A 24776-nucleotide genomic window follows, 5' to 3' on the forward strand; every position below is an offset into this window, starting at 1 on the left:
CGCATCCCGTTGCCGGATGACGGGCGCTGTTCATAACCTGGCCTTTGCGATGGGTCCCCCTCATTCCCCGAGAGCGGCATACATTGCGGGAGTCAGCACGGATTTCTGTTAGGAGTCTTTTTCACAGGAAAAACTTTTTATTAGGGTGGATCGTTACCATGAAGAGAGCCGATGAGAGGCATCGTTTATATGGAAGGCTGAAAGGGAGTAGCATGATCACGATTGAACATTTGTCCAAAACGTACCGCAAAGGTGTATGGGCATTGCTGGATATTTCATTACAACTGAATAAAGGGATGACCGGGCTGCTAGGCCCGAACGGAGCTGGCAAGACCACGCTAATGCGAATTCTGGCCACGCTTCAGGAGCCGACCTCGGGACAGGTGTCCGTCAACGGCATTCCGCTGAGTCGTTCCGAGGAAATACGGAGTATGATCGGCTATTTGCCGCAGCAGTTCCGGATTTATCCCCAGGTGACCGGCAGGGACTTCCTCGATTACGTGGCGACGATGAAAGGGATGAAGGATGCCAGCCGTCGCCGGAAGGAAATATCGGAGCTGCTGGACCTGGTGAATATGCAGGATAAGGCGGACAAGAAGGTGCGGACTTATTCCAGCGGCATGAAGCAGCGGATCGGCATCGCCCAGGCACTGCTCGGTGGTCCGGAAATTCTGATCGTGGATGAGCCGACGGCGGGGCTCGATCCGCAGGAACGGGTGCGCTTTCGCAACATGCTGACCCGGTTCAGCATAAACCGGACGGTGCTGCTGTCTACCCATATCGTGGCTGATATCGAGAGCAACTGCCGGCGAATCGCGGTTATGGACAAGGGGAGGCTTGTGATGACGGGCAGTCTGGAAGAGCTGCAGCAGCGGGGTGCAGGGCTAATCTGGGAAGCGGTGCTGGACCAGCGGATGTTCGCGCAGGCCGATCCGAGGTTGATCATCTCCTCCAAAGCGACAGCCGAAGGCATGCTCTGCCGCATGATTGCCCCGGAGCGGCCGCTTCCGGATGCGGTTCCGGTTCCTGATCCGTCCCTGGAGGAAGGATATCTGGCTTTGCTGCGGGGGGCTGCCTATGCATAGATGGCTGAGACATTGCCTGCTGGAGTTCAGGCTGCTCCTAGGAAATCCGCTGTTTGCCGCGCTGCCGATCGTATATGGCGTCATCTATTTGATTACGTTGAAAGCCGGCATGACCGACGAAATCAACACGATATACAGGTTGACAATTATTTATCATAGCATTGGTCATATGCTGTCTCTTGGTGTGGCGATGCTTGTCGGAATTTTATTAATACGGAGGGATGTAAGGCGGCCAGCCTTCGAATGGTACCGGAGCCTCCCGCTCTCTTATGAGCTGCAGCTGTCTGCCAAATATGCTGTCGGCATGCTGTATTTATCATTCTTCACGTTGAGTACGGCTGTCATCTTTTATGTCATCTCGGTCGGTTCCGGTATTCCGGGGCATATCGCTTATGATAGAACGATGGACTTTGCCGTTCAATATGAGGTGTCCTATCTGGTAACGCTGGCACTGGCGATGCTGCTTGGTGTATCGATACCGAATCGCGTCGTGTATTTGATCGGTTTTTGTGCGTGGATGTTTGGCACACTGTTTATGGATATTTTTCTGATTAGCAGTTCGGGGCTATGGTTTTTACAGACCTTCCACCTCAGTCAATTTTTCATAGAGGGAAGGCTCCTGGAATTCGAAAACTGGGGATATGATCTGCTGCGGCCGGAGATGCTGCTGTCGAGAATGTTTGTTCTGGCATTCACCCTACTGTTGCTGTCGGTTGTCATCCTGATCCTGAACCGTCTGCGTCCGACGATGAACGTTCGGCGAAGCTGGCTGGTCGTCATCGTCTGCGGGGTACTGGCTGTGGTAGCCTTCGTTCCCTATGGGGCTATGTGGCAGGATCGCTATGCGGAGCGGGAGCGATATACGCTTGGTGTGGATGTCCCAACCACGGATGAGGTGATCTGGGATAACAGAAACCCTGAGGCGGTCGGGTTCTTCTCCATCCCTTCGTATGATATCGAGCTCAGGCGGCTGTCCGATGATACGCTGAATGCGAAGGTGACGTTGACCGTGCCTGCGGAGGCTTGGGAGGGAAGCCGTTATGTTCCGTTGACGTTAAACCGAAATCTTGAAATCCAGGAAGTCCGGGTTCAGGGCAAGGAGGCTTTCTTCAGAAGAACGGGGGAGCATATTTCGTTAGCTCTGCCTGCCGGTGTTCAAGGAGATCTATCGATTGAGATCAGGTACAGCGGTAAGTTTCTATATAATCCGGTCCTTTCGCCATCACGGTCGATGTTCAGTCAGGGAACGGAAGTGAATCTGCCAAACTATGCCGCCTGGTATCCGTTGCCCGGACACCAGCCAATCTATATTGCCTATGGCCCGAATGACGTTAACTTCGGTGCTGTGTACACAACAGCTGGATTGTTATATCCGGACAGCCAAGTGGAATTGACACTGCAAGGCTATTCTGTCCCGGTGTATACGGGGCTGAAGGAAATGAGCAGACAGCCGGGGCTCCAGACGTATTCGGGGAATACGAGAAATGGTGTTTACTTGTTAGCTGGCGCCGACTGGATGGAGATGAAGATCGACGATTTGCCGGTTACTTTAGTTACAACACCGTATAGATACAATGATGCCCGGCCTTATCTGAAGATGTTCAAGCAGAAGTATGATTATTTTTCCAGCTGGATTCCAGAGTTGAGATACGATATCGACACGATCGTGTTAGTGGATCATAACCCGATTGCCTATACTAATTATTCCGTTGTCAATCAAATGATTCTATCCCCCAGAGATTACATGTCTTATGCAAAAAGCCACCTCCCGGCAGACTGGATGAGCAACTGGCTGTTCGGTGATCGGCTTCTGTATTACCCTGATTGGCCTGAGGGGGATGTCATCCTCAAAATAAGAAGCTTGTTCTGGTACATGTACTACCGGGAAGTGGAAGGCTTAACCGATGAGGATTTGAAGAGGGGCTATTTCGGGACGACGGTGCTACTGGATGAGCTGTTCTATAGTGATGAGGAATACCACCCCAACCAGGTCGGGTTGGAGATACTCAAGATGGTATCGAAGGCGGTTGATGAAGGCCGCGGCGATCAAGTAAAACGTTTATTGGTATATTTCTACGAGCAGGAAGAGCTGTTATCGGACCTGAACGGTTATCTGAATGGTTATTCGGGGCCGGAGCAGCCGATCATTCCGTACAGCGAGTGGCTGCGTCAATGGGAGCTCGTTGTAGAGGATGGAGCATGAACGGCATCTGCACAAATAGAAGGGTGGGGAGCACATGATTTCCGATCAGCAGTTGTCAGAACGAATGGCAGCCGGTGACCAGGAGGCTTTCGAGATGCTGGTAACAAGATACCATGGACCGCTGCTCAGCTATACGTCCAGACAGCTTGCGGATCGGCAGAAGGCGCAGGATATTGTTCAGGAAACCTTTATCCGCCTGATCCGCCATCTGAGGCAGCATGGCGCTTTGGAGCATGTCCGCCCTTGGTTGTACCGCGTTGCGCTGAATATGTGCAAGGATTATTGGAAGAGTGCGGCTTACCGGACGGAGGGGCTTGCAGGAGAAGAGTTGCCCGAGACAACCGATCCCTCGCCCGGAGCAGAAGAACTGATGGAGAGGCGGGAGACGTCGAGAGAGATTGCTCAATACTTGGAGACACTGCCGGAAGTGCAGCAGGAGATCATCTCCCTGCGATTCTTTCACGAGCTGAAGCTGCAGGAGATTGCGGATATGGTCCAGCTGCCGCTGAGCACGGTAAAGACCCATCTGTACAACGGATTGAGGAAGCTGAAAAAAACTATGTCATCCGCGCCTGACCTGGTGTCAGGTAATCACAGGACGGGCGGAAGTCCGCCTGCTCTTGAACAAAGCAGTGATCGTGGTTCAGGGCCTGGCCAAGAAACCGACCAGAAACAGAAAGCTACAGAAAGAGAGGTGTTCGTCCATGGATCGTCCAACCGATAACGAATTGAGAAGTCTGGAAGCCGAGATGCGCGGCCCGCTGAGAAGGGCGCTTCTTCCGCCGCCTTCTGAGGGGGAGACGCAGCAGTTGATTGCTGCGCTGCAAGGCGAGTTCGATCTGTTGAAGATCGAGCCGCAGTCGCCCAAGCTGGACTTTAATCCGCAGGTGGAGCCGCCGTCGCTGAAGCAGATTTTGCGCAGCCAGCTTCGTCTGAATCAACGTTCGATATTGCTGGCAGGCGGAGCGGTATTTTTCATGTTGGTGCTGTTGATCAATCCGGAGTACCCTCTCGATGATTTAGGCGGGTTGCCCGGGGGGATCTTCCCGCTGATCACGCCATTGCTGCTCATTGTGTCGATGCTGTTTAGCAGCCGCACATGGGATAAAGGAATGAGAGCGATTGAGACGATCACGCCGTATCCGCCGGCGCTTGTACTTTACACCCGCCTGCTTCTGGTGACGGGCATCGTGGTAGGGATGGCTTTTGTCAGCTCGCTCATATTGGAGATCCGTGCGCTCCGGGTGGAGTCCTCGTATTTTAATTTCGGGCCGTTCACGATGGAATGGATGGGCGTGCTGCTGGTGACCGGCGGGGTAGCCATGTATATGCTGTTCCGCAAAGGCATGATCGCTTCGCTCATTTCCGCCCTGCTTGTGTATGCATTGTGGATTGTGCTTCAGACTTCACTGCTCGATTACGGTATTACGACGAATAAAAAGATGGCGGCGGATTTCTCGATGCTGCTAATCGGCTTGGGATTGGTCATATCCTCATATGGCCGCAGCCGCAAGCTAAAGAGCACCTGGAGAGCGCAGCATGATTGAACTTAGCGGGATAGAGCGCCAGGCCGGCACGTACCGGCTGGAAATCGAGCAGGCAAGGCTGACGAGGGGCTTGAACCTGATCGTGGGAGCGAACGGGGCAGGCAAAACGACATTGATTGAATTATTGACCACGCTGCAGGCGCCGGATCGGGGGCAGATTCTGTACAGCGGCCGGGAGGCGTCGGATCATCTGCCCTTGATATGCAGTCAGATCGGGTATGTACCGGCAGAGATTGAGCTGTACGGGGAGATGAAGGTGGTCCGGCTGCTGAAATATATGGCGGAGCTGAAGGGGGTATATCACTCGGATGCGATTGACCGTCTGATGCATGAGTTTCGGCTGGAGCCGTTTAAGCGCAGTAAAATCAAGCATCTGTCCCAGGGTGTGCAGCGCCGGATCGCTGTGGTGCAGGCGCTGCTGGCCTCGCCGCTGTTCCTGTTCCTGGATGAACCGCTCAACGGGATGGATGCGGAGGAACGCAAATTTCTGATCACGTATCTCACGCAGTATGCGAGAACGCGAATGGTCGTTGTGGCCGCCCACGAGCTGAATGAGTGGGAGGATGCGGCGGATCATATCATCTGGATTCACCGCGGGCGCATCCGGTATAACGGATCGCCGGAGAACTGGAAGCTGGGCGTGTCTTCCCGTGTATGGGAAGGGGAGGTTCTGCTGGATCAGTTTGAGAACATTCCGCAGGAGAAGCTCATTCATTTTCGAATGAAGGAACATACGATGCGGGTCCGGATGATGGGGATGCAGCCGCCCCTGCCGGGGTTCAAGGAGATGGAACCGACGCTGGAAGATACCTTTTTTCTTCATATGGATGCGTTGGCTCGTCGGGGGTAAGCTAGGGGCCCCTGGTCAAAATTGAAGATTTATAGCAAGAAAAATTAAACAACCTAAGTCCCCGTTGTATACCGACTTAGGTTGCTTAATTTTATCTTTTTTATTACTGTCCACTTAGGAGGGGCAGTTAAATCCTGAGAGTACGATATCTACTCTTTTTACAATTACACTTTCGCCATTGTATTAACCGGCACTAGCTTGTGGCTGCGAATCTGATAAACCTGATCACATAATAACTCGATATCTTCTTCATTGTGGCTGGTTAAAATAATGGTTCTGCCTTCCTGTTTGTACTTTATAAGCAGTTCCCGAAGCACCTTTACACTATCCACATCCATTGCATTAAAGGGCTCATCCAAGATAAGTACTTGTTGATTTTCCATAATAGCTTGAGCAAAGGCAATTTTCTGTTTCATTCCGAGAGAATAGCTTTTCATCTTCTGGCGGGCATCAGGATCCAATCCAACGACACGCATAGTGCGCTTGATATCCTCGTCCTTAATCTGGTTACGAATCTCGGCCCATCGTTTCAAATTTTCAAAGCCAGTCAGACCTGCGGCGTAGCCGGGGCGATCAATAATAATGCCGAAGTTTTGTGGGAAATCGGCTCTTCTGCTACGATAGCTTGGGTGTATAATGATGTCGCCTTGATCCGGTTTTATAAATCCGCATATTAATTTGAATAATACCGACTTACCGGAACCATTGGGTCCGAGAATCCCATAGATGTTCCCTTGCTCAAATACGGCATTAGCCTGGTTAAATATTTGTATTCCCTTGAATGACTTGCTTACATTGACGACTTCAATGAGTTTCATCTTGTCATCCTCCCATCTCTAACATTAGGTCATTGCATTCCGTTCGGAATTTAGTAAAAGGCGATGTTCTTCCTTTTGAATAACACAGCAATAACCACCAGCTGGATCAACAGATACACGACCAGTTTCATCGTAATGAGGATGAGATCCTCCCACTGTCCGCTAAGGTATGCTGTACTATTCAGACCCGCAGGAAGCCATCCACCTGCATTCAGCACTGGCAAAGCAGCAATGGTAAGCAACCCCATCGCAATCAGATTGTAAGACGGTTCCTTAAATACCCACGCAGTTATGAAGACAATCATTAGACCATTCATCAACTGCAGCCAGCCGTTAAGCAAAAATTGAATCAACAACTGGATTACTGTTAGGTTGGACAGTACGCTCACTGTTAGCTCAGGCGAGTCACCGAGCGCCAGGCCTATCAACACGGTTACTGTTGCTAATACGACAAGGAAACATGCGGCTTTATAGCTCATCTGCCATCCTAAATGAATGAACCACCGGGCGAGTGACTGATACCGAATAGCTGTATAGTAAAATCGTCCAGATAAGTAATCTGTTAAAAACAGCTGAAACTGATATAGGAATCCCGTATATATGATGCTATAGAACAGGAAAGACAATAACGAGAATCCTCCGTAAGGAGATACGCCGTAGAACTTCAAATACAGCCGATCCCAGACGGTAGTGGCTCCTTCCCACGGGTTAAGAAGCGGGGATGTAATCCCGAGCAGACACAGCAGTCCATATCCGATATAAAAATAATGTGTTTTTGTCATCCTTCGTTCACCGCCGTTTTTTCCACAAAGGCAGAATATAGACACTTAGAGCCAAGAATCCCAAAAGAACGATGAATGCTGGGAATATCGCACCGTACGTTCCGTAACTTGAGGGAAAAGTCATATAATTATATAAAATCCACCTCGGATCACTTTGGAAAAAACGAAAAGTAACCAGCATGTACAAATAAATTGAAAAATAGACCGTACTTATAAAACCCATATGGTTATACAAGAGATACAGCGCGGATAAGAAAGCATGCGCAGTTATAGCAAAAAGATAAAGTAAAATAAACTGTAATAGCACGGCTGCGTTGGGAGTTATCCCGGACTCATATGAAAGGGCGCTCATTTGATTGAACGTTGTAATTGGAGCCTCAGCAAACGTACTCCAACCGGGCTCATAAGGCAGCGTTATGGACAACAACAGTGAAACTACTCCTAATAGAAAGAGTGCAACGGCAACTATCGGGCTAAACATCTTCACGGAATACCACACCCATCTCTGCCAGCTGCCAACACGCGCTAATAGATTCATGTTCCACGCCTCCTTGATAGACAAGCAGGAGGATAGGAACCATACAGGAACCATCAAATAAAGAAGTAGTATCGGGTCGCCGGAAACGCCGATCCATATATCCCACAGATTTAAGTTCGAGTTGATGAAAGCAGCATACTCTATAAGTAGATTCCGGGTGCGTAAGCTGAATATGAAGATGAGAACAAATAGAATTGCCCATTTCCAATTGAAGAGCTGATCAAGGAATTTTATTACAATCTTCATGTCAGATTTCCTAGCTTAGTTATATTTCGTTTTATATAGATGAGCGATCCAGCAACAATAACCGAAAGAATAGTAAATGGTATAAGCGCTGTCCAGATCGGACTTTGAATCCGATCAAATGGAAAAATGGTATAACTAGGCCGGTAGATCTCCGCCCCCAGCGCACTTAGTGTGAAAATCCCAACCACGTAGATGACAAAGGGCAGACTCAAGGCCAAATATCGATTCCGGAGGAGCAATACCAGAACAAAGCCGATTGCAGCAAACAGCCCAGCATTCAAACCGACCCACAACGCATATACAATTCCATACGTCAACGTCCCGTATCTGAGGAACTGCGTAAACGTATGACGCATGTAGGTATCCTCCGCAATATTATCAGTTGTTAATCCATAGCCTGCGGGATTGAAATTTGCAATACCCAGCAGAGGCTCAATGTAATAGGCAAAAATAAAGAGCGAGATAATCAAACAAAAAAAGAATATGAATGTTAGTACCAGATTAGCCCAGAAATTAATATTCAACGTTTCAATAATCGGCCTCCGCATCCGCGTGTAGGTTAAGAAGCGGTGATGAATATCGGCAGCGAATGAAATGGTAAGTACGAGTACCGATACAATTGGAAATAGGATGGGGAGTATACTGCCTATTGTAAATGTGAAGAAATCTAAAGAATCTCTTAACTCATAACTTCGGCTTCGATAGACTGCAAAAGAGATGAGGACAGCAGTTAGAGAAAGCCAGGACAAGAAGAATTTTGGAGATAATTTACTCCTTATTTCTTGAAGTATTTCCTTCAGCATGTGTTCAATCACCTTCCCAAACACAAAAAATAAACGATCAACGACATTTTTGAAATTGTAGAATGTTGTTATTTTGGCCAGACATCTTTATTAGAATATCATAGGGAAAGTATAAAAAAAAGATCTTTTTTCCTTATAATGTTATGTATAATTATGGATGAAAACAAAAAAAGAGGAGGGAATGATATGTTTAGGAAAAAGATTTTGGTTGGGTCTATCACAGCCACACTACTGTTAACAAGTGGTATTTCAGTAGCTCTTGCTGATACTAACTTGGATGACTTCAATGTTGAACCGTTTGGAACTACTTGGCAGTCCTTCGCTTTAACTGTACCAGGAAATAATGTTAATGATTCCAGAGGAGAAACACCCTCACAGACCAAAACAAACGCATTTGCAGATGCTGGTTTGCGTATACATTCTACCGGTGGAGCATCGTTGGATGTGCGAACTGAGTCTAGCTCGACAAATGGAAGTTGGAGATACGGTGTAACATCTAGCAATACATATGCTTTGAATAGCCCTCATCAAGCTGGATCCACCGTATGGTTGCAATTTAGCACAGGTTTATTTCAGGGGCCAGTTCCGATTACTGGAGACTGGAGAAGTAACTAAACGTATAAAGAAGTCTTTGGGCTCCCAAGGCTGTCGAGAAGGTCTCGACAGCCTTTTTATATTTGTTTGTATCTGCTGAGTATTTTAGAAGCGCAAGGTTGCAAATGGCAGGTGTTCAACCGTTCTTGTAATCTTCTATCAGGAATACGGTGAACTGGATGCAAGCAACGCCTATCGTTAAAATCATCGCCATAAGCCCCTCATTTTCATACAACATTGGCTTCTATGCATTTGCGTGCGATCGCACTCAGTTTCCAATCCTTTTCGTAAGAAGCGAAGTCATCCCACGGCGAACCGGGTAAGGAATGGTAGCGCGGTGTGCGCATCCGGGCGGGTGCGGCGCATGGCGATAGGCTGTAAACTATCGGGAAAGGAGCGGATTCGTTATGGGAACCGCAGGAGCGCAAGGCACTGAGAAGGTGGCGCTGGTCACGGGAGCAGGTGCAGGGATCGGCAGGGGCATTGTCAAGATATTGGCGGAAAAAGGATATCGGCTGGCGATGACTTATAATTCCAGTAAAGACGGGATTGTGGACGTGGCCGAGGACATTCGACATATTTACGGCAAGGAGCCGCTCATCATTCAGAGCGACCTTACCGTCCGGAGCGAGGCCGAGAATACCATCCGCAAGACGGTGGAGGCGTTTGACCGCATCGACCTCGTTGTCAATAACGCGGGCGTCGGGATTCATAAGCCGCTTACCGAGATGGATGAAGAGGATGTCGATATGCAGGTTAACCTCGATTTCCGGGCGCCGATGCTGCTGAGCAAATATGCCGCGGCCGAGATGATTGCTCGCGACATTCCGGGGAACATCATCTTCATAACGTCGTCCCGCGGCGAGCGGGCGTATCCGAAGGACAGCATCTATGGGGGCATGAAAGCAGCGCTGATCCGCGCGGCCCAGTCGCTGGCGCTGGAATGGGCACCGCACGGCATTCGGGTGAACTGTGTGGCGCCGGGGGCGACGGTCCATAAGCTGGAGCAATCTGCTGAGGAGGAGCCGCTCGGGAGCAAAATTCCGCTCGGCCGACTCGGAACGCCGTCCGATATCGGCGAAGCGATCGCGTGGCTTTCCTCGGATGCAGCATCCTATATTACAGGCATCAACCTGCGAATTGACGGGGGACTCATTCTCCCGGGTATGCCTGAAGACACGTCGCCGGAAGCCGGATACGGCTGGGGCGAAATGACGCCGACAAGCGACGGGGACCGGGCTTGATGAAGGGAATATCAATCGGGATTATGTATTCCGATAAATTTAGTTGGTAATACCTCTTTTCAAATGGTGGAAAGTATGAGAGAATGATGGAAATCATGGGCGTACCATTTTCCATACAAAGAAAAGGGAGGAAGCAAGAATGTCAGAAGAGCGTCAATTTTCGATTGAAACATTAGCGGTTCACGCGGGTCAGGAGCTCGACCCCACTACATTGTCCCGGGCAGTGCCTCTGTACCAGACAACATCGTACGGTTTCAAGGACAGCGATCATGCGGCGAACTTGTTTGCACTGAAGGAGTTCGGCAACATCTACACCCGGATCATGAATCCGACGACGGATGTATTCGAGAAGCGAATTGCCGCGCTTGAAGGCGGCGCCGCAGCGCTGGCGACCTCTTCCGGGCAGGCAGCCATCACGTTTGCCATTCTGAACATCGCAGGTGCGGGTGATGAGATTGTCTCTTCCTCCAGTTTGTATGGCGGCACGTACAATCTGTTTTCGACGACACTGGCAAAGCTGGGGATCAAGGTTCATTTTGTAGATTCTACGAATCCGGACAATTTCAAGCAAGCGATCAACGCCAACACGAAAGCGGTGTTCGCCGAGACGATTGGCAACCCGCAAGGCAATGTGCTTGATGTCGAAGCTGTTGCGAGCATTGCGCACGAGGCCGGCGTTCCGCTTATTGTGGACAATACATTCCCTAGCCCTTATCTGCTGCGTCCGATCGAATATGGCGCGGATATCGTTGTGCATTCAGCGACCAAATTTATTGGCGGCCATGGAACGTCGATCGGCGGGGTCATTGTGGACAGCGGCAAATTTGACTGGAAGGCCAGCGGCCGGTTCCCGGGTCTGACTGAGCCTGATCCGAGCTATCACGGACTGGTGTACACGGAAGCGCTGGGGCCGATTGCTTATATTATCAAGGCTAGGGTACAGCTGCTTCGGGATATAGGGGCATCTCTTTCCCCATTCAATGCCTGGCTTCTCCTGCAAGGTCTGGAGACACTCCATCTGCGGGTGGAGCGCCATAGCGAGAATGCGCTGAAGGTGGCGCAATATCTGGAAGGGCATGAAGCGGTGGAGTGGGTCAGCTATGCAGGACTGCCAAGTCACCCTTCTTATGCGCTGGCTCAGAAATACTTGCCGAAAGGGCAGGGGGCGATTCTGACCTTCGGCATTCGGGGCGGGGCAGCGGCCGGCCGTAAGGTGATTGAGAACGTGAAGCTGTTCTCCCATCTGGCCAACGTCGGTGATTCCAAATCGCTGATCATCCATCCGGCCAGCACAACACACCAGCAGCTGACCGAGGAAGAGCAGCAGTCTGCCGGCGTCAACCCGGAACTGATTCGTCTGTCCATCGGAACAGAATCCATTGATGACATTCTTTACGATCTGGAGCAGGCGATTGCTGCCAGTCAGGCGTGAAGAGCCGATTTAATGGCAACGGTGGCGCATCGGTCCGGATAGTCAGCTCGTAAGCGGTTATTATCTCACAATTCATCATACAAAGCAGGTCGAAGACGCGCTCGGAGAGAGCGAGGTCCTCGGCCTTTTTTCATGCGCAGGAAAGCGTACTGGCACCGCTGCGTTTATGTGCATCCTTCCGGTCACTCTGCTGTATATTTCCAATTGTTTCATAATAGTCTGTAAAGGAGGCGATAACATCCAATTCAAGGGAAGAGGGGTAGAACAATTACGATGACGGAAAGGCAATGGGACAGTAGCCGTGAATTGGGAGAGCGCTTATATGGGGTGGGGGAAAGGGCCGGGAATCGTGCGCGGGCTGGAGCGTCACCGGAAACGGATGTGTTGAACTCGTTCAGGGCGGCAGGAGGCATCACCCATGAGGAGGTGCTCCTGATGCTGGCTGCGCCTGAGGATATAGAGGAGGCGCTCCGAGTGACGGGAGCCGTTCATGCAGGTGAAGTCAGTCCTTCTCTAACCCGTCTTCTCGGCTGGAGTGATCTTAACCGACATCTTAAAGTATTAAGCTGTGCTGCCTGTGCGGAACAGATCAGGGAGGACTTGCGGCTTGGAGCTCAAGGGGTAGGACTTGTCCGGGGCGAAGCGGCACTGGAAACGGCCGGGGTGCTGCGCGAGGTATTCAGTGCGTGGCTGACCGCCCGTGAAGAATCAAGGGCGGAGTTTTACCGGCGCAGATTTATTTGGCTGTGGACGGCCTATTGGGTATCCGTGCTGCAGGCTGCGGGTGATGCTCCTTGTGCAATAAGTCTGGTTCAGGAATGTTATATGACCGGTTTCCGGGGGAAAGGCCGGGATGTGCTTGATGCGCAGCTGGAGTCGATCTTTCGGGCAGTGGAGCAGTGCTGGCAGGCCGGCATCGACTGCCAGCCGGAACTGCTGATCATGGAGCCTGACGATGCGGAGGTGTTCCGGTCCGTCCAAGATTTTGTTGAGGAGGTAGCCAGACAAACGCTTGGAGAGGCGGGGAGGTCCGTCCGATTTCGAATGGGCGTGCTGTTCGGGGAGGGATCTGATCCGGAAGCGGCCGCCGATGTTGCCCGCATTGCTGATATGATCGTGCTGGATCTGGAGGCGCAGCGATTCTCCTATTGGTCCGAGGAGGAGCGAAAAGAGCTTCAGGCTTCTTTCGCTGCGGCGATATCCCGTATTCGCACCATAAAGCCGGAGCTGCCGATTCGGGTGAACGGCGTCGATGCTTCCGATCTTCGGTATGCTTATAAGCTGGGGGCCCAGGAGGTAAGCTGTGCCTCGCGCCATCTGGCCGCTGTCAGATTGACGGGAGCGAGGCTGGAGCTTCGAAGACGAAGTCTGCCCTGGACCGAGTAGCGTGGATGGTAGGAGTAGCTAGGAACGGATTCTGCATTTATGCTGGGAGAACAGGGCTCGGAGGATCTGAAAGATGAAAGGGGTTTCCTTCCATAAGAGTGACTGTTTGAGTGAGAACAGGGCTGCCGGTTTCGGCGGCCCTTTGATGTAGGTACCGGCATTGCTGCATATGGGATGAATGGGACAAGGGAGTAGGCTTATGACAAGCGACCGGAAAGGGCCGCTTTTTTTGATGCAAAATTTCCCTAAATCTCGTTTACAAATCGGCGGCTACGGAGTATGATATAACTATAAAGTTGCTCGAAGGAAAATAATTTGGTTTATAGCAAAAATGATTATCATTCTCATTAAACATGCTGCTCCGGCCTAGCCGGGGCAGCATGTGCCATTTTAAGGGTGTTAATAATGGATTTCATTCTCAGTAGGAAGGTGATTGAATATGGAGTGGATAGAAAATCAGAGAACGACAGGGACGATATCGTCCGTAGATCAAGGAGCAAATTCAGGCGGACCACGGCAGCCGGGGAAATGGGATGTGCGCAGCCTGCTCAGCCATTCCGAGGTGCTTGCCGCGCTCGGAAGCGGTGTTCTTATGCTGGCCGCTTGGCTGACCAGCATCTGGTCTGAACCGTTGTCGGTGGTGCTGTACATCATCTCGTACGGCATCGGCGGCTGGGTCAAAGCCAAAGAGGGGATCGAGACCCTTCTGAAGGAACGCGATCTGGACGTGAATCTGCTGATGATCGCAGCGGCATTAGGGGCGGCCTCGATTGGCTACTGGAATGAAGGCGCGATGCTGATCTTTATTTTTGCTCTCAGCGGGGCGCTGGAAAGCTATACGATGGAACGAAGCCGCAAGGACATCTCGTCGCTGATGGAGCTTCAGCCTGAGACGGCGCTGCGGATTGAAGGCGGTGAGATGGTTGCGGTATCCATCAGCAAGCTGGAGATCGGAGATCTGATTCTGGTGAAGCCGGGGGAGCTGATTCCCGCCGACGGTACAGTTTATCGGGGCGCTTCGGCAGTCAACCAGTCTTCCATCACGGGGGAGTCTGTCCCTGTTGACAAGGCCGTTGGGGATGATGTTTTTGCCGGAACGCTGAACGGGGAGGGCGTGCTCTACATCGAGGTGACCAAATCGGCGGAGTCCACCCTGTTCGCCAAAATCGTCAAGCTGGTGGAGGAAGCGGAGAACGAGGTTCCGGAGTCGCAGCGGTTTATCAAGCGGTTTGAATCGATATATGCCCGTGTCGTCGTTGCTGTAACGGTGATTATTATCGGTTTGGCGCCGCCGGTGCTGGGCTGGGACTGGGATACCACCTTTTATAAAGCGATGGTGTTTCTCGTGGTCGCTTCGCCGTGTGCGCTCGTATCCTCGATCATGCCGGCGATGCTGTCGGCGATATCGAACCGGGCCCGCAAGGGCGTGCTGTTCAAGGGTGGGGCACATGTGGAGAATATGGCGAAGGCAGCGGTCGTCGCTTTTGACAAAACAGGCACGCTAACGCTCGGCACCCCGGTCGTTACGGATTTCATTGCAGCCGAAGGATGGGACCGGAGCGAGCTGCTCCGCATCTGCGCTTCCATCGAGAAGGTGTCAAAGCACCCGCTTGCGCTTGCGGTTGTCCGCAAGGCGGAGGAGGAGAAGCTTCAGCTGCGTGAGGCAGAGAACGCCCAGGCCTTGACCGGATGGGGGATGCAGGCTGAACTGGACGGCGACAGCTGGAAAATCGGAAAAAGCGACGTGCTGGACGATCCGGCATGCCAGCAAGCGCCGGTGGGCGACGATTCCGTGAACAGTCCGGCGGCTGCGGACTGGCTGGCTCTGCGCTCCAGGCTGGAGGCAGAAGGCAAGACGGTCTCGGTCGTGCTGCACAATGAGCGGGTGGTCGGCATGCTGGCACTACAGGATGCGGTGCGGCCTCAGGCGGCCAAGGCGGTTCGGCGGCTGCAGCAGCTTGGCATCCAGGTAGCGATGCTGACAGGCGACCGGAAGGCGACCGCAGAGGTGATTGCAAGACAGACCGGGGTGGACATGGTGTTCTCCGATCTGCTGCCCGAAGACAAGGTGAAGCATGTGAAGGCGCTGCGGGAGCAGTACGGGCATGTCGTGATGGTGGGCGATGGCGTGAATGATGCTCCTGCCCTGGCAACAGCTACGGTCGGAATCGGCATGGGAGGCACCGGCAGTGAGACGGCGCTTGAGGTGGCTGATGCCGTGCTCATGAATGACAACATTGATGAAATCGCGGGTACGGTCAGATTGGCACGTAAAGCACAGCGGATTGTAAAGCAGAATATGGTGTTTGCGATTGCGGTCATTTTGACGCTGATTGTGGCCAATTTCCTGGAGGGCGTCGCTTTGCCGTTAGGGGTGATCGGTCATGAAGGCAGCACGATTCTTGTGATTCTAAACGGGCTGCGACTGCTCCGGTCGAACGCATAACCGCGAGCCAGGGGTGAGGAATCGGTACTTGCCCAGGTAGTCTGGACGGATCAGATTGGCCTAGGGCGCACATAGTGATGAATTGCACGACAAGCTCCTTCCTGGCTCTTTCAGAGCAGGGAGGAGCTTTTAAATCTGAATAGGACTTGAACACGAACCGCTTGCAATCTTCATCAAAATCACACGGTGGCTGAAGTCCGGATATGCCAATAATAGAGTATAATGGATTTAAGAGATCATAATTTCAATCATCATATCCATAAATACGATGTTGTTTCATAGGAGGGAGCCACATGTATAAATCCGTTATTATAGGCACTGGGCCCGCCGGCCTGACTGCAGCGATCTATTTGGCCCGGGCCAATCTGAGCCCGCTTGTGATCGAAGGGCCGCAGCCCGGAGGACAGCTGACAACGACAACAGAGGTCGAGAACTTTCCGGGATTTCCTGAAGGCATCCAAGGCCCGGAGCTGATGGACAATATGCGCAAGCAGGCGGAGCGCTTCGGAGCTGAGTTCCGCACAGGCTGGGTGAACAGTGTGGAGCTGGGGAACCGGCCGTTCAAGCTGAACGTGGAGGGCATCGGTGAGGTGGTGACGGAAACGCTGATTCTGTCCACCGGAGCCACGGCCAAGTACCTTGGCATTCCTGGCGAGGAGGTCAACGTAGGCCGCGGGGTCAGCACCTGTGCAACTTGCGACGGCTTCTTTTTCCGGGGGAAAGAGATCGTCGTGGTGGGCGGAGGCGATTCGGCGCTGGAGGAAGCAAATTTCCTCACTCGCTTTGCGTCCAAGGTAACGATTGTGCATCGTCGCGACGAGCTTAGAGCGTCCAAGATTATGCAGGATCGCGCTCGTGCCAATGAGAAGATCGAATGGGCGCTGAACCGGACACCGCAGGAAGTTGTGGCGGATGAGACCGGCGTGAAGGGGATCCAAGTGCTGAACAACGCGACCGGCGAGATCGAGACGATTGAAGCCAGCGGCGTCTTCGTGGCCATCGGTCACCAGCCGAATACCGCATTCCTGAACGGCCAGATCACAACGGATGCGAACGGGTATATTGTTACAACCCCAGGCACTTCCGAGACGAACATCCCTGGCGTGTTTGCCTGCGGAGATGTGCAGGACAGCCGTTACAGACAAGCGATTACAGCAGCGGGCAGCGGCTGCATGGCAGCGATGGACTGCGAGAAATATATAGAAAGCATCGAGCACAGCGTCTCGATGGCATAAACGACAAAAAAACGGTCATTCGTGTTGAACACGAACGGCCGTTTTTTTGTCAGGATGTTCGCATTATCGCGCATCCATGCGGAACAAAAGCAGCTTTCAGCGCCATCACGCTGCCACATTGCATTGACGCTAGGGTCAATGTTCAAAGAAGAGGCTCATGATCAGCTGAAAAACTACATATACGCCTACACCGGAGGCCATCAGCAGCAAACCTGCTTTCTTCTTGCCCTGGAACAGCCGCAGAATGCCGAGGCTGAACATCGGGGCGATCACCAGAAGAAACAGCAGCACGGTTACGAACATCTGCGGTGAAATATCCGAGGTATTGACATAGGTCATGAAGTGCTCCCTCTCTCTCCTCAAGCGATTGCACCATTCAGATCTGAACAGTGACAATAATGAACCAGATGTTTTTTATTATATCTGAAAACGCTGTAATTTTCTTCATATGATTCGATGTAAAATGCGTCAATTATGCGTCAATTCATCGGCATGGACACACGCACGGGGCCAAGGAACTGGGAGATGGCGGAATACGCCGCACCGATGACAGTAGAGCGGCTGCCAAGCTCGGCAAAGCGAATCTCCATCCGTTCGCGGTGATAGGGCAGTGTCCGCTGGGCGACAACCTGCTGCATCGTATCCTCCAGCCATGCCCTGGCATCCGAGAGCGGGCCGCCGATAATGACCGATTGCGGGTTAAAGCCGTTCACGAGATTGGTAATGCCAACCCCAAGATAGTGCCCCAGCTTGTAAAAATGACGAATTGTACCTTCATGCCCCTGCCGTGCATAGCTGATCAGTTCGGAGGTTCGCTTGGATGGCAGGGCAAATTCCTCGTTGTCATAAGACTTCTCGGAGGCGTACAACTCCCAGCAGCCGCGGTTCCCGCAGGAGCAGCTGCGCCCTTCGGACTCAATCGTCATATGGCCGCTTTCCCCGGCATATCCCCGGGCGCCCTTGTACAGCTCGCCATTGATAATGATGCCCGAGCCAATCCCGCTGCCGGCACTGATGTAGAGCAGATGGCTGGCATCTCTTCCGGCGCCGAAGCGAAGCTCGCCCTGCGCGCCGGCATTGGCTTCATTGTCAATCGTGACCGGGAGGCCGAGCTCCTCCTCCAGAAGCTGGCTCAGAGGCACCATCTCCCAGCCCAGATTGGGGGCAAACAGCACGGTGCCGCTGCCGTCAACCATGCCGGGAACGCCTGCGCCGATGCCGACGATGCCGTGCGGGGACTGCGGCGCTAACTGCATCAGTCTGCGAACAATCGCGACCATGCCCGCCGTCACCGAATCCGTGTCATGCTGCTCCAGGGGGCATTCATCCTCGGCCACGATGCGCCCTGCAAGATCGGTGAGCACCGCGGTCATCTGCTGGACACGCAGCTCCAATCCGATGGCGTAACCGGCTTGTCCGTTAAAGAGGAGGAGCCTCGGCTTGCGGCCGCCGCTGGACGCTCCGGGACCGCTTTCCTGAACGAGATGATTGTTCAGCAGCTCCTGCACCAGATTGGATACCGTCGCTTTGTTCAAGCCGGTAAGCTCGGACACGCTGGCGCGTGAGATAGGGGCATGGCGGCGGATCGTATCGAGAATCAGGGAAGTATTTATTCTTTTGACCAGAGCCTGGTCGCCTGTAATAGTTGTCATGTTCTTCATCCTTTGGCCCGCTTCAAGTGCTTCTTGATATGCTCATAGTCTAGGCGGAAAAGAAGGAAATTGCAACATCGAAACACAGCGATGGGCCGCGCCGACGCAGACGGTTTTTCTGAAAATACAGATTCCAAAAACAACTTTGTTTAACCAATAGACAAAGTTGGGAGAGTGTGTTAGGATAGCCTTGTAAGCGTTAACGACACACCCTAACAAGGTTATAGGAGGGCTTTATACATGGCTTATTTTAACGTTGGCAAGGTCGAATTCGAAGGAAGCAAATCAACCAACCCGTACGCATTTAAATTTTATAACCCGACAGAGGTTGTAGCAGGCAAAACGATGGAGGAGCATCTTCGCTTCGCTATGGCTTATTGGCATACACTGACTGCTGGCGGATCCGATCCGTTTGGCGCTGATACCGCTGTTCGTCCTTGGGACAGCTACTCCGGCATGGATCTGGCGAAAGCCCGCGTTGAAGCCGGCTTTGAATTCATGGAGAAGCTGAACCTGCCGTACTTCTGCTTCCACGATGTGGACATTGCACCGGAAGGCAACAGCCTGCGTGAGTTCTACCAGAACATCGACACGATTGTGGATCAGATTGAGCAGAACATGAAATCGACCGGCAAAAAACTGCTGTGGAACACAGCCAACATGTTCACGAACCCACGCTACATGCATGGTGCAGGCACCACCTGCAATGCAGACGTCTACGCGCATGCTGCTGCGCAGATCAAGAAGGGCCTTGAAGTCGGCAAACGCCTCGGCGCAGAGAACTACGTGTTCTGGGGAGGCCGTGAAGGCTATGAAACGCTGCTGAACACCGACATGGGACTGGAGCTGGACAACCTGGCGCGTCTGTTCCATATGGCTGTTGACTACGCTAAGGAAATCGGATTTGACGCACAGTTCCTGATCGAGCCGAAGCCGAAGGAGCCTACCAAGCACCAATACGACTTCGATGCAGCAACCACGATCGCATTCCTGCAAAAATACGGCCTGGACAAACACTTCAAGCTGAACCTGGAAGCGAACCATGCCACTCTGGCTGGTCATACGTTTGAGCATGAGCTTCGCGTTGCCCGCATCAACGGCATGCTGGGCTCCTTGGATGCGAACCAAGGCGACATGCTGATCGGCTGGGATACCGACGAATTCCCGGTTAACATTTACGATGCGACACTGACGCTGTACGAAGTGCTGATGAACGGTGGCCTTGGCCGCGGCGGGGTCAACTTCGACGCGAAGGTTCGCCGTCCGTCCTTCGAGCCTGAGGATCTGGTGCTTGCGCACATCGCAGGTATGGATACGTATGCTAAGGGACTGAAAGTTGCAGCCAAGCTGATTGAGGACCGCGTGTTCGAGGACTTCATCGAGAAGCGCTACAGCAGCTTCAAGGAAGGCATCGGTGCAGATGTTGTAGCCGGTAAAGCGACGCTGGCTTCCTTGGCTGAATACGCACTTAATAACGAGTCCCCTCGCAAAAACGAATCCGGTCGTCAGGAAATGCTGAAAGCGATCCTGAACCAGTATATTCTGGCTGACTAATCGAAGACGCCTCATAGCAGGCATACTGCAATCAACGAACCGAACAGAGCTGCCGTTATACGCAGATCATCCTTCACCGGCTCCCATCAAGGAAGCCGGTGAAGTTATTTCACAATGGAAAGACTCAGGAAACCTGTCGCCCTATTCCAGGCGTGACCATTCAAGTTAAGGGGGATGAACATGAGTTATGTAATCGGAGTGGATCTTGGCACCAGCGCGGTAAAGACCGTCCTCGTCGACCGGAGCGGGAAGGTGGTGGCCGAGCATTCGGAATCCTATCCGCTTAGCCAGCCGAAGCCGGGATACAGTGAACAGCGGCCGGAGGATTGGGTGGAGAAAACGATCGTATCCTTGCGCCGTCTAATGGAAGACAACCGCATCAACAAGGGAGATGTGGAAGGTCTCAGTTTCTCGGGACAGATGCACGGGTTGGTGCTGGTCGATCAGAACGGCAACGCGCTTCGTCCGGCCATCCTGTGGAATGATACCCGCACGACACCGCAGTGTCGCCGCATTGAGGAGACGCTGCAGGAGAAGCTGCTGGGCATTGCCCGCAACCGGGCGCTTGAAGGCTTCACTCTTCCGAAAATATTGTGGGTGCAGGAGCATGAACCGGAAGTGCTGGAGCAAGCGGCTTTATTCCTTCTGCCTAAGGACTATGTGCGCTACCGCCTGACCGGGGAGTATGCGATGGACTACTCCGATGCGGCAGGAACGCTGCTGCTGGATGTGGCCGGGAAGGCGTGGAGCCAGGACATTCTGGCGGCCTTTGATCTGCCGGCATCGCTCTGTCCGCCGCTCGTGGAATCCTTCGATCAGTGCGGTACGCTGCTGCCAGCCGTTGCCGAGCAAGCTGGACTTCTTGCGGAGACGAAGGTATTTGCCGGCGGGGCGGACAATGCCTGCGGCGCGATCGGAGCAGGCATTCTTGAAGAAGGACAGACGATGTGCAGCATCGGCACGTCGGGGGTGGTGCTGTCCTATGAGGAGCGGAAGTCGCTCGATTTTGAAGGGAAAGTGCATTTCTTCAATCATGGTGAGAAGGATGCTTACTATATTATGGGCGTTACGCTGGCGGCAGGCTACAGCCTGACCTGGTTCAAGGATACGTTCGCACCGGAGGTCTCCTTTGATGAGCTGCTGTCCGGCATTGCGGACATCCCGGCGGGAAGCGGCGGCCTGCTGTTCACGCCTTATATCGTCGGAGAACGTACGCCTCATCCGGATTCCAGCATTCGCGGCAGCTTTATCGGCATGGATGCAGTACATAGCCTGACCCACTTCGCCCGCTCCGTCCTGGAAGGGATTACGTTCTCGCTGAGAGAATCAATCGACATTCTGCGTGATTCCGGGAAAAAGATCGACAAGGTCATCTCCATTGGCGGCGGTGCCAAGAATGAGACCTGGCTCCAGATGCAGGCGGATGTATTCAACGCCGAGATTGTGAAGCTGGAGAGCGAGCAGGGGCCGGCGATGGGCGCGGCCATGCTGGCAGCCTACGGCTGCGGCTGGTTCCCGAGTCTGCAAGAATGCGCCCAGGCCTTCCTGCGCGCCTCGCGTTCCTATTCGCCGAATCCGGAGACGGCGCAGCAGTATGAACAGCTGTATAAGCTGTACCGCAGCGTCTATGGCGCCACGCGTGAACTGAGCGAGCAGCTGTCTCCGTTTCGCGGATAGAGCGGACGCATTGGACGGGGCATGGACAGCCTCATATTGCACCATTCAGCCGAAGACAAGCCGAGTGCTTGTCTTCGGCTTTTTATTGGCACTATGCATCCAATGTTACCCAAATTAGTGATGGATTAGGTTTGATGCACATAAGAAATAACAGACAAGTTATGGTATTATTTAAAGTGATTGTGTTTCGACTCTACATAGGTAAGTTCCGTCATCAGGCTAGTTAAGTGCAATCAGCTTTAATGTCCTGAAGGGAGAGGAAATGAATGAAGTTGTTTACCGCGAGGAAGGTTCCGGGGAAGAAGACGGTATGTGCCGTGACTGCCATGCTTCTGATGGCTCAGCCCGCCTGGGCTGACACAATAAGCACCACCGTGACCAGGGAAGTAACCGAAACTAGCGTAAGTTCGAGTAATACTGCTGGTACTGCCATTACCGTAAATGCTACGAACAGCGATATTCCGGAAGGGGCCAAAATATCATCTGAGCAAGCAGAAAAGGTGATCAAAAAGCTGTTTCCTGCATTTAAGGGGGTGAAAGTCACCGGTGCCCAGTTTATCGATTCAGACAGAAACAAAGAGAAGTCCTGGGATCTCCAGCTTAGCGTGGCCCGAGGCAATTCGGTGCATTCGTTCAGCGTTCGGGTCAGCGCCGTAACGGGCGAGCCGCTCCAGGTCTATTTCCCGCTCAATCTGCTGAGCAATGAGGGGGAAGGGGCTTATCTGACAAGGGAAGAAGCTAGATTGAAGGCACTTTCTTGGATCAGAGAGAACATTCCAAGCATCAACGCGGACGATCTGATGTTGAACGAGGCTTATGTTTCGATGAATCAGGCTTTGTTTAGTCCGGCTAAGCATGACTTTTATTTCAAATCATCCGTGAACGGGATTGAGACTGACTCCAATACCATTACGATGTCGCTGGATGGCTGGGGAAATGTCATTACATATTATCGTAATGCTTACGAGGGCGATTATCCGTCTCCGACACCGAAGAAGGACACAGCCGCCATTCGCAAGCTATACGAGGAGCAGTTTAATGTAAGGCTGGCTTATTTCCCGGAAAGTCTGTACAACAACAGAAGCGGTAACTATTTCTTGGGTTATGTTCCAGAAGACAGTGCCGGTTACGAGAGGGATGCGGATACAGGCAAAGCGTTGAATTACTTTGGCGAAGAGTACCAGAACCTCGTCTCGGGTGATGAAACGATTCCGGAAGTGAAGGATGCCTTCATCCCTTTGACCAGCCCGCTCACAAGCGGGGAGGCGGCAGCCGCGTTGGTTGAACGCTGGTTCAGCATTCCGGACGGCTATGAAATGGATTCCAAATCAATCGGCCAACGCTGGAATGATGGAAATACAAGCGTATGGAATTTGTATTGGAGAAATAACACCATGCCGATGGGCCCACGGATCTCGGCAGAGGTGGATGCCAGCACCGGACAAATTTATTCTTACTCGTATGTCGTGTTCCGATATTCGGATCAGGAGCCTGTGCAAATAACGAATCCGGTATCCCGTGAAGAGGCCCAGAAGGTGGCGCTGGAGACGGTATCGAGGCTCGTTCCTAACGCTGCTGAAGAATGGAAACTCACCAGTGTCACCGGACCTGGGAACAACGGAGAAACGTACGAGTTCAGTTTCCAGCGGTATGCCGGAGATATTTTCATATTTGGTGACGCGCTCAGCATAACTATAGATCGTGAAGGACAGATTCAAGGCTTTAATTTCAATGCGAGTGCCGATCTCTCGAAGCTGCCGGCTGATGAAACACCGGTTATTTCGGCACAGCAGGCGAAGGAGAAGTATCTTCAGTCTATTGAGCTGAAGCTGAAGTATGCCTTGTACGGCGGGTATGTCAACAATCAGGGAAAAGAAGTGGAGAATCAGATCCGGTTGGTGTATTATCCGCATAATCAAGCATTGACGAGCGGAGGAACGTTGCTCACTCCTCTTGATGCCAAGGCGGGTGAATGGAAAGAAATCACTCCCCAATTGACGAGCAGAGGCGCTGCGTCTGTGACGGACATAACCGGCCATCCTTCGGAAGCGGCGCTCAATGAACTGGTGAAGCATCAGGTGCTTCAACCAGATAAGGACGGCAAACTGCACCCTGACCGTGACATTACGCTCGGCGAATGGTATCAGCTTCTGGCAGGGGCGCTGAATCCGGCTTATGAGCTGCAGAGCTATGCCCGTTCCTCTGCGGATCCGTATGGCGGACTTGAGCCGGACCATCCGTACTATGGGGCGGTTCAGGTACTGCTCGGGGAAAACTGGCTGACGTTCGACCCGGATACTGTATTAGAACTGGATCATACGCTGACGCGGGAAGAGCTGGCTGTCTCCTTAACGCGCATTTTGAAATACGAGAAGCTGTCCCGGACATTTACACTGCCGAGCGATGTGCCTGGCGTGTCCGATGCCGCATCGATCAAGAACAAGGGAGCCGCAGCGATCACTATTCGTTTAGGCCTGCTTCCGGCTGTGGACGGGAAGTTTATGCCGGAGCGGCAGGTGACAAGGGCAGAGGCGGCGGAAGTGCTCGTGCGTCTATCCAAGCTAGGTGGCCAGAGCGACAGCTTCCTGAGCGGCAGATATTATTATTAATGCGTGTTCATTTCTGGTTCTGGAGGCCTAATTTTGTGTAAAATCGACAAAATTAGGGACCTGGAGCCCTGGGCG

General features: G+C 52.5%; 20 protein-coding genes. 14 read left to right on the top strand and 6 right to left on the bottom strand.

The window, feature by feature from the left end; genetic code table 11:
- The first annotated feature begins 212 nt into the window (after window positions 1-212).
- From CHH67_RS17830 to CHH67_RS17850, 5 genes are read left to right on the top strand one after another with little or no spacing between them, the layout of a single operon-like run.
- Window positions 213-1085 (top strand): ABC transporter ATP-binding protein, encoded by an 873-nt coding sequence (locus CHH67_RS17830; protein ID WP_095266606.1) that lies wholly within the window; start codon window positions 213-215, stop codon window positions 1083-1085.
- Window positions 1078-3288 (top strand): hypothetical protein, encoded by a 2211-nt coding sequence (locus CHH67_RS17835; protein ID WP_095266555.1) that lies wholly within the window; start codon window positions 1078-1080, stop codon window positions 3286-3288. Before CHH67_RS17830 ends, CHH67_RS17835 begins: the two co-directional genes overlap by 8 nt.
- 34 nt (window positions 3289-3322) lie before the next feature.
- Window positions 3323-4012 carry an RNA polymerase sigma factor gene (locus CHH67_RS17840; RefSeq protein WP_095266556.1) on the top strand — a complete coding sequence of 230 codons (690 nt, stop codon included), beginning with the start codon at window positions 3323-3325 and terminating at the stop codon, window positions 4010-4012.
- A complete protein-coding gene (locus CHH67_RS17845; protein ID WP_095266557.1) occupies window positions 3993-4835 on the top strand; it encodes a hypothetical protein in 843 nt (280 codons plus the stop codon). Before CHH67_RS17840 ends, CHH67_RS17845 begins: the two co-directional genes overlap by 20 nt.
- Entirely contained in the window at window positions 4828-5685 is an 858-nt protein-coding gene (locus CHH67_RS17850) for an ATP-binding cassette domain-containing protein (protein WP_095266558.1), read from the top strand. The genes CHH67_RS17845 and CHH67_RS17850 overlap by 8 nt, the downstream gene beginning before the upstream one ends.
- 164 nt (window positions 5686-5849) lie before the next feature.
- On the opposite strand, the gene CHH67_RS17855 is transcribed toward CHH67_RS17850, so the two are convergent.
- The 4 genes from CHH67_RS17855 to CHH67_RS17870 all read right to left on the bottom strand — a co-directional run bounded on the left by CHH67_RS17855 (window position 5850) and on the right by CHH67_RS17870 (window position 8872).
- The gene (locus CHH67_RS17855; RefSeq protein ID WP_095266559.1) at window positions 5850-6503 is read right to left on the bottom strand and encodes an ATP-binding cassette domain-containing protein; all 654 of its coding nucleotides are present in this window, start codon (window positions 6501-6503) and stop codon (window positions 5850-5852) included.
- A gap of 50 nt (window positions 6504-6553) precedes the next feature.
- Window positions 6554-7285 carry a hypothetical protein gene (locus tag CHH67_RS17860; protein WP_095266560.1) on the bottom strand — a complete coding sequence of 244 codons (732 nt, stop codon included), beginning with the start codon at window positions 7283-7285 and terminating at the stop codon, window positions 6554-6556.
- 7 nt (window positions 7286-7292) lie between these two features.
- A complete protein-coding gene (locus tag CHH67_RS17865; RefSeq protein WP_141235859.1) occupies window positions 7293-7823 on the bottom strand; it encodes a hypothetical protein in 531 nt (176 codons plus the stop codon).
- Window positions 7824-8065: 242 nt separating this feature from the next.
- A complete protein-coding gene (locus CHH67_RS17870) occupies window positions 8066-8872 on the bottom strand; it encodes an ABC transporter permease (RefSeq protein WP_095266562.1) in 807 nt (268 codons plus the stop codon).
- A 153-nt stretch (window positions 8873-9025) separates the two neighbouring features.
- Here CHH67_RS17870 and CHH67_RS25985 point away from each other — a divergent pair, with 153 nt between their 5' ends.
- From CHH67_RS25985 to trxB, 6 genes are all read left to right on the top strand, one after another.
- On the top strand, window positions 9026-9487 hold the full coding sequence (locus CHH67_RS25985; RefSeq protein ID WP_141235860.1) for a hypothetical protein: 462 nt from the start codon (window positions 9026-9028) through the stop codon (window positions 9485-9487).
- Between the two features lie 386 nt (window positions 9488-9873).
- Window positions 9874-10710, top strand: coding sequence for an SDR family NAD(P)-dependent oxidoreductase (locus CHH67_RS17875; protein ID WP_095266563.1), 837 nt, complete (start codon window positions 9874-9876; stop codon window positions 10708-10710).
- Window positions 10711-10849: 139 nt separating this feature from the next.
- The gene (locus CHH67_RS17880; RefSeq protein ID WP_095266564.1) at window positions 10850-12142 is read left to right on the top strand and encodes a homocysteine synthase; all 1293 of its coding nucleotides are present in this window, start codon (window positions 10850-10852) and stop codon (window positions 12140-12142) included.
- A 273-nt stretch (window positions 12143-12415) separates the two neighbouring features.
- Window positions 12416-13528 carry a PEP-utilizing enzyme, TIM barrel domain protein gene (locus tag CHH67_RS17885; protein WP_095266565.1) on the top strand — a complete coding sequence of 371 codons (1113 nt, stop codon included), beginning with the start codon at window positions 12416-12418 and terminating at the stop codon, window positions 13526-13528.
- A gap of 439 nt (window positions 13529-13967) precedes the next feature.
- Complete coding sequence (locus CHH67_RS17890) at window positions 13968-15974, top strand: heavy metal translocating P-type ATPase (RefSeq protein WP_095266566.1); 2007 nt, start codon at window positions 13968-13970, stop codon at window positions 15972-15974.
- A gap of 293 nt (window positions 15975-16267) precedes the next feature.
- Window positions 16268-17209 (top strand): thioredoxin-disulfide reductase, encoded by a 942-nt coding sequence (trxB, locus tag CHH67_RS17895; RefSeq protein WP_095266567.1) that lies wholly within the window; start codon window positions 16268-16270, stop codon window positions 17207-17209.
- 135 nt (window positions 17210-17344) lie between these two features.
- On the opposite strand, the gene CHH67_RS17900 is transcribed toward trxB, so the two are convergent.
- Together CHH67_RS17900 and CHH67_RS17905 are read right to left on the bottom strand one after the other, a co-directional pair.
- Window positions 17345-17548 carry a hypothetical protein gene (locus tag CHH67_RS17900; RefSeq protein ID WP_095266568.1) on the bottom strand — a complete coding sequence of 68 codons (204 nt, stop codon included), beginning with the start codon at window positions 17546-17548 and terminating at the stop codon, window positions 17345-17347.
- Between the two features lie 140 nt (window positions 17549-17688).
- A complete protein-coding gene (locus tag CHH67_RS17905; RefSeq protein WP_095266569.1) occupies window positions 17689-18861 on the bottom strand; it encodes an ROK family protein in 1173 nt (390 codons plus the stop codon).
- Between the two features lie 240 nt (window positions 18862-19101).
- Between CHH67_RS17905 and xylA the strand changes: the two genes are divergently transcribed.
- From xylA to CHH67_RS17920, 3 genes are all read left to right on the top strand, one after another.
- The gene (gene xylA, locus CHH67_RS17910) at window positions 19102-20415 is read left to right on the top strand and encodes a xylose isomerase (RefSeq protein ID WP_095266570.1); all 1314 of its coding nucleotides are present in this window, start codon (window positions 19102-19104) and stop codon (window positions 20413-20415) included.
- Between the two features lie 180 nt (window positions 20416-20595).
- Complete coding sequence (gene xylB, locus CHH67_RS17915) at window positions 20596-22092, top strand: xylulokinase (protein ID WP_095266571.1); 1497 nt, start codon at window positions 20596-20598, stop codon at window positions 22090-22092.
- 266 nt (window positions 22093-22358) lie between these two features.
- Complete coding sequence (locus CHH67_RS17920; RefSeq protein ID WP_095266572.1) at window positions 22359-24701, top strand: YcdB/YcdC domain-containing protein; 2343 nt, start codon at window positions 22359-22361, stop codon at window positions 24699-24701.
- The last annotated feature ends 75 nt before the right edge of the window (window positions 24702-24776 follow it).

Source organism: Paenibacillus campinasensis, assembly GCF_002272015.1.
In the GTDB taxonomy this organism is placed as follows: domain Bacteria; phylum Bacillota; class Bacilli; order Paenibacillales; family Paenibacillaceae; genus Paenibacillus_AQ; species Paenibacillus_AQ campinasensis.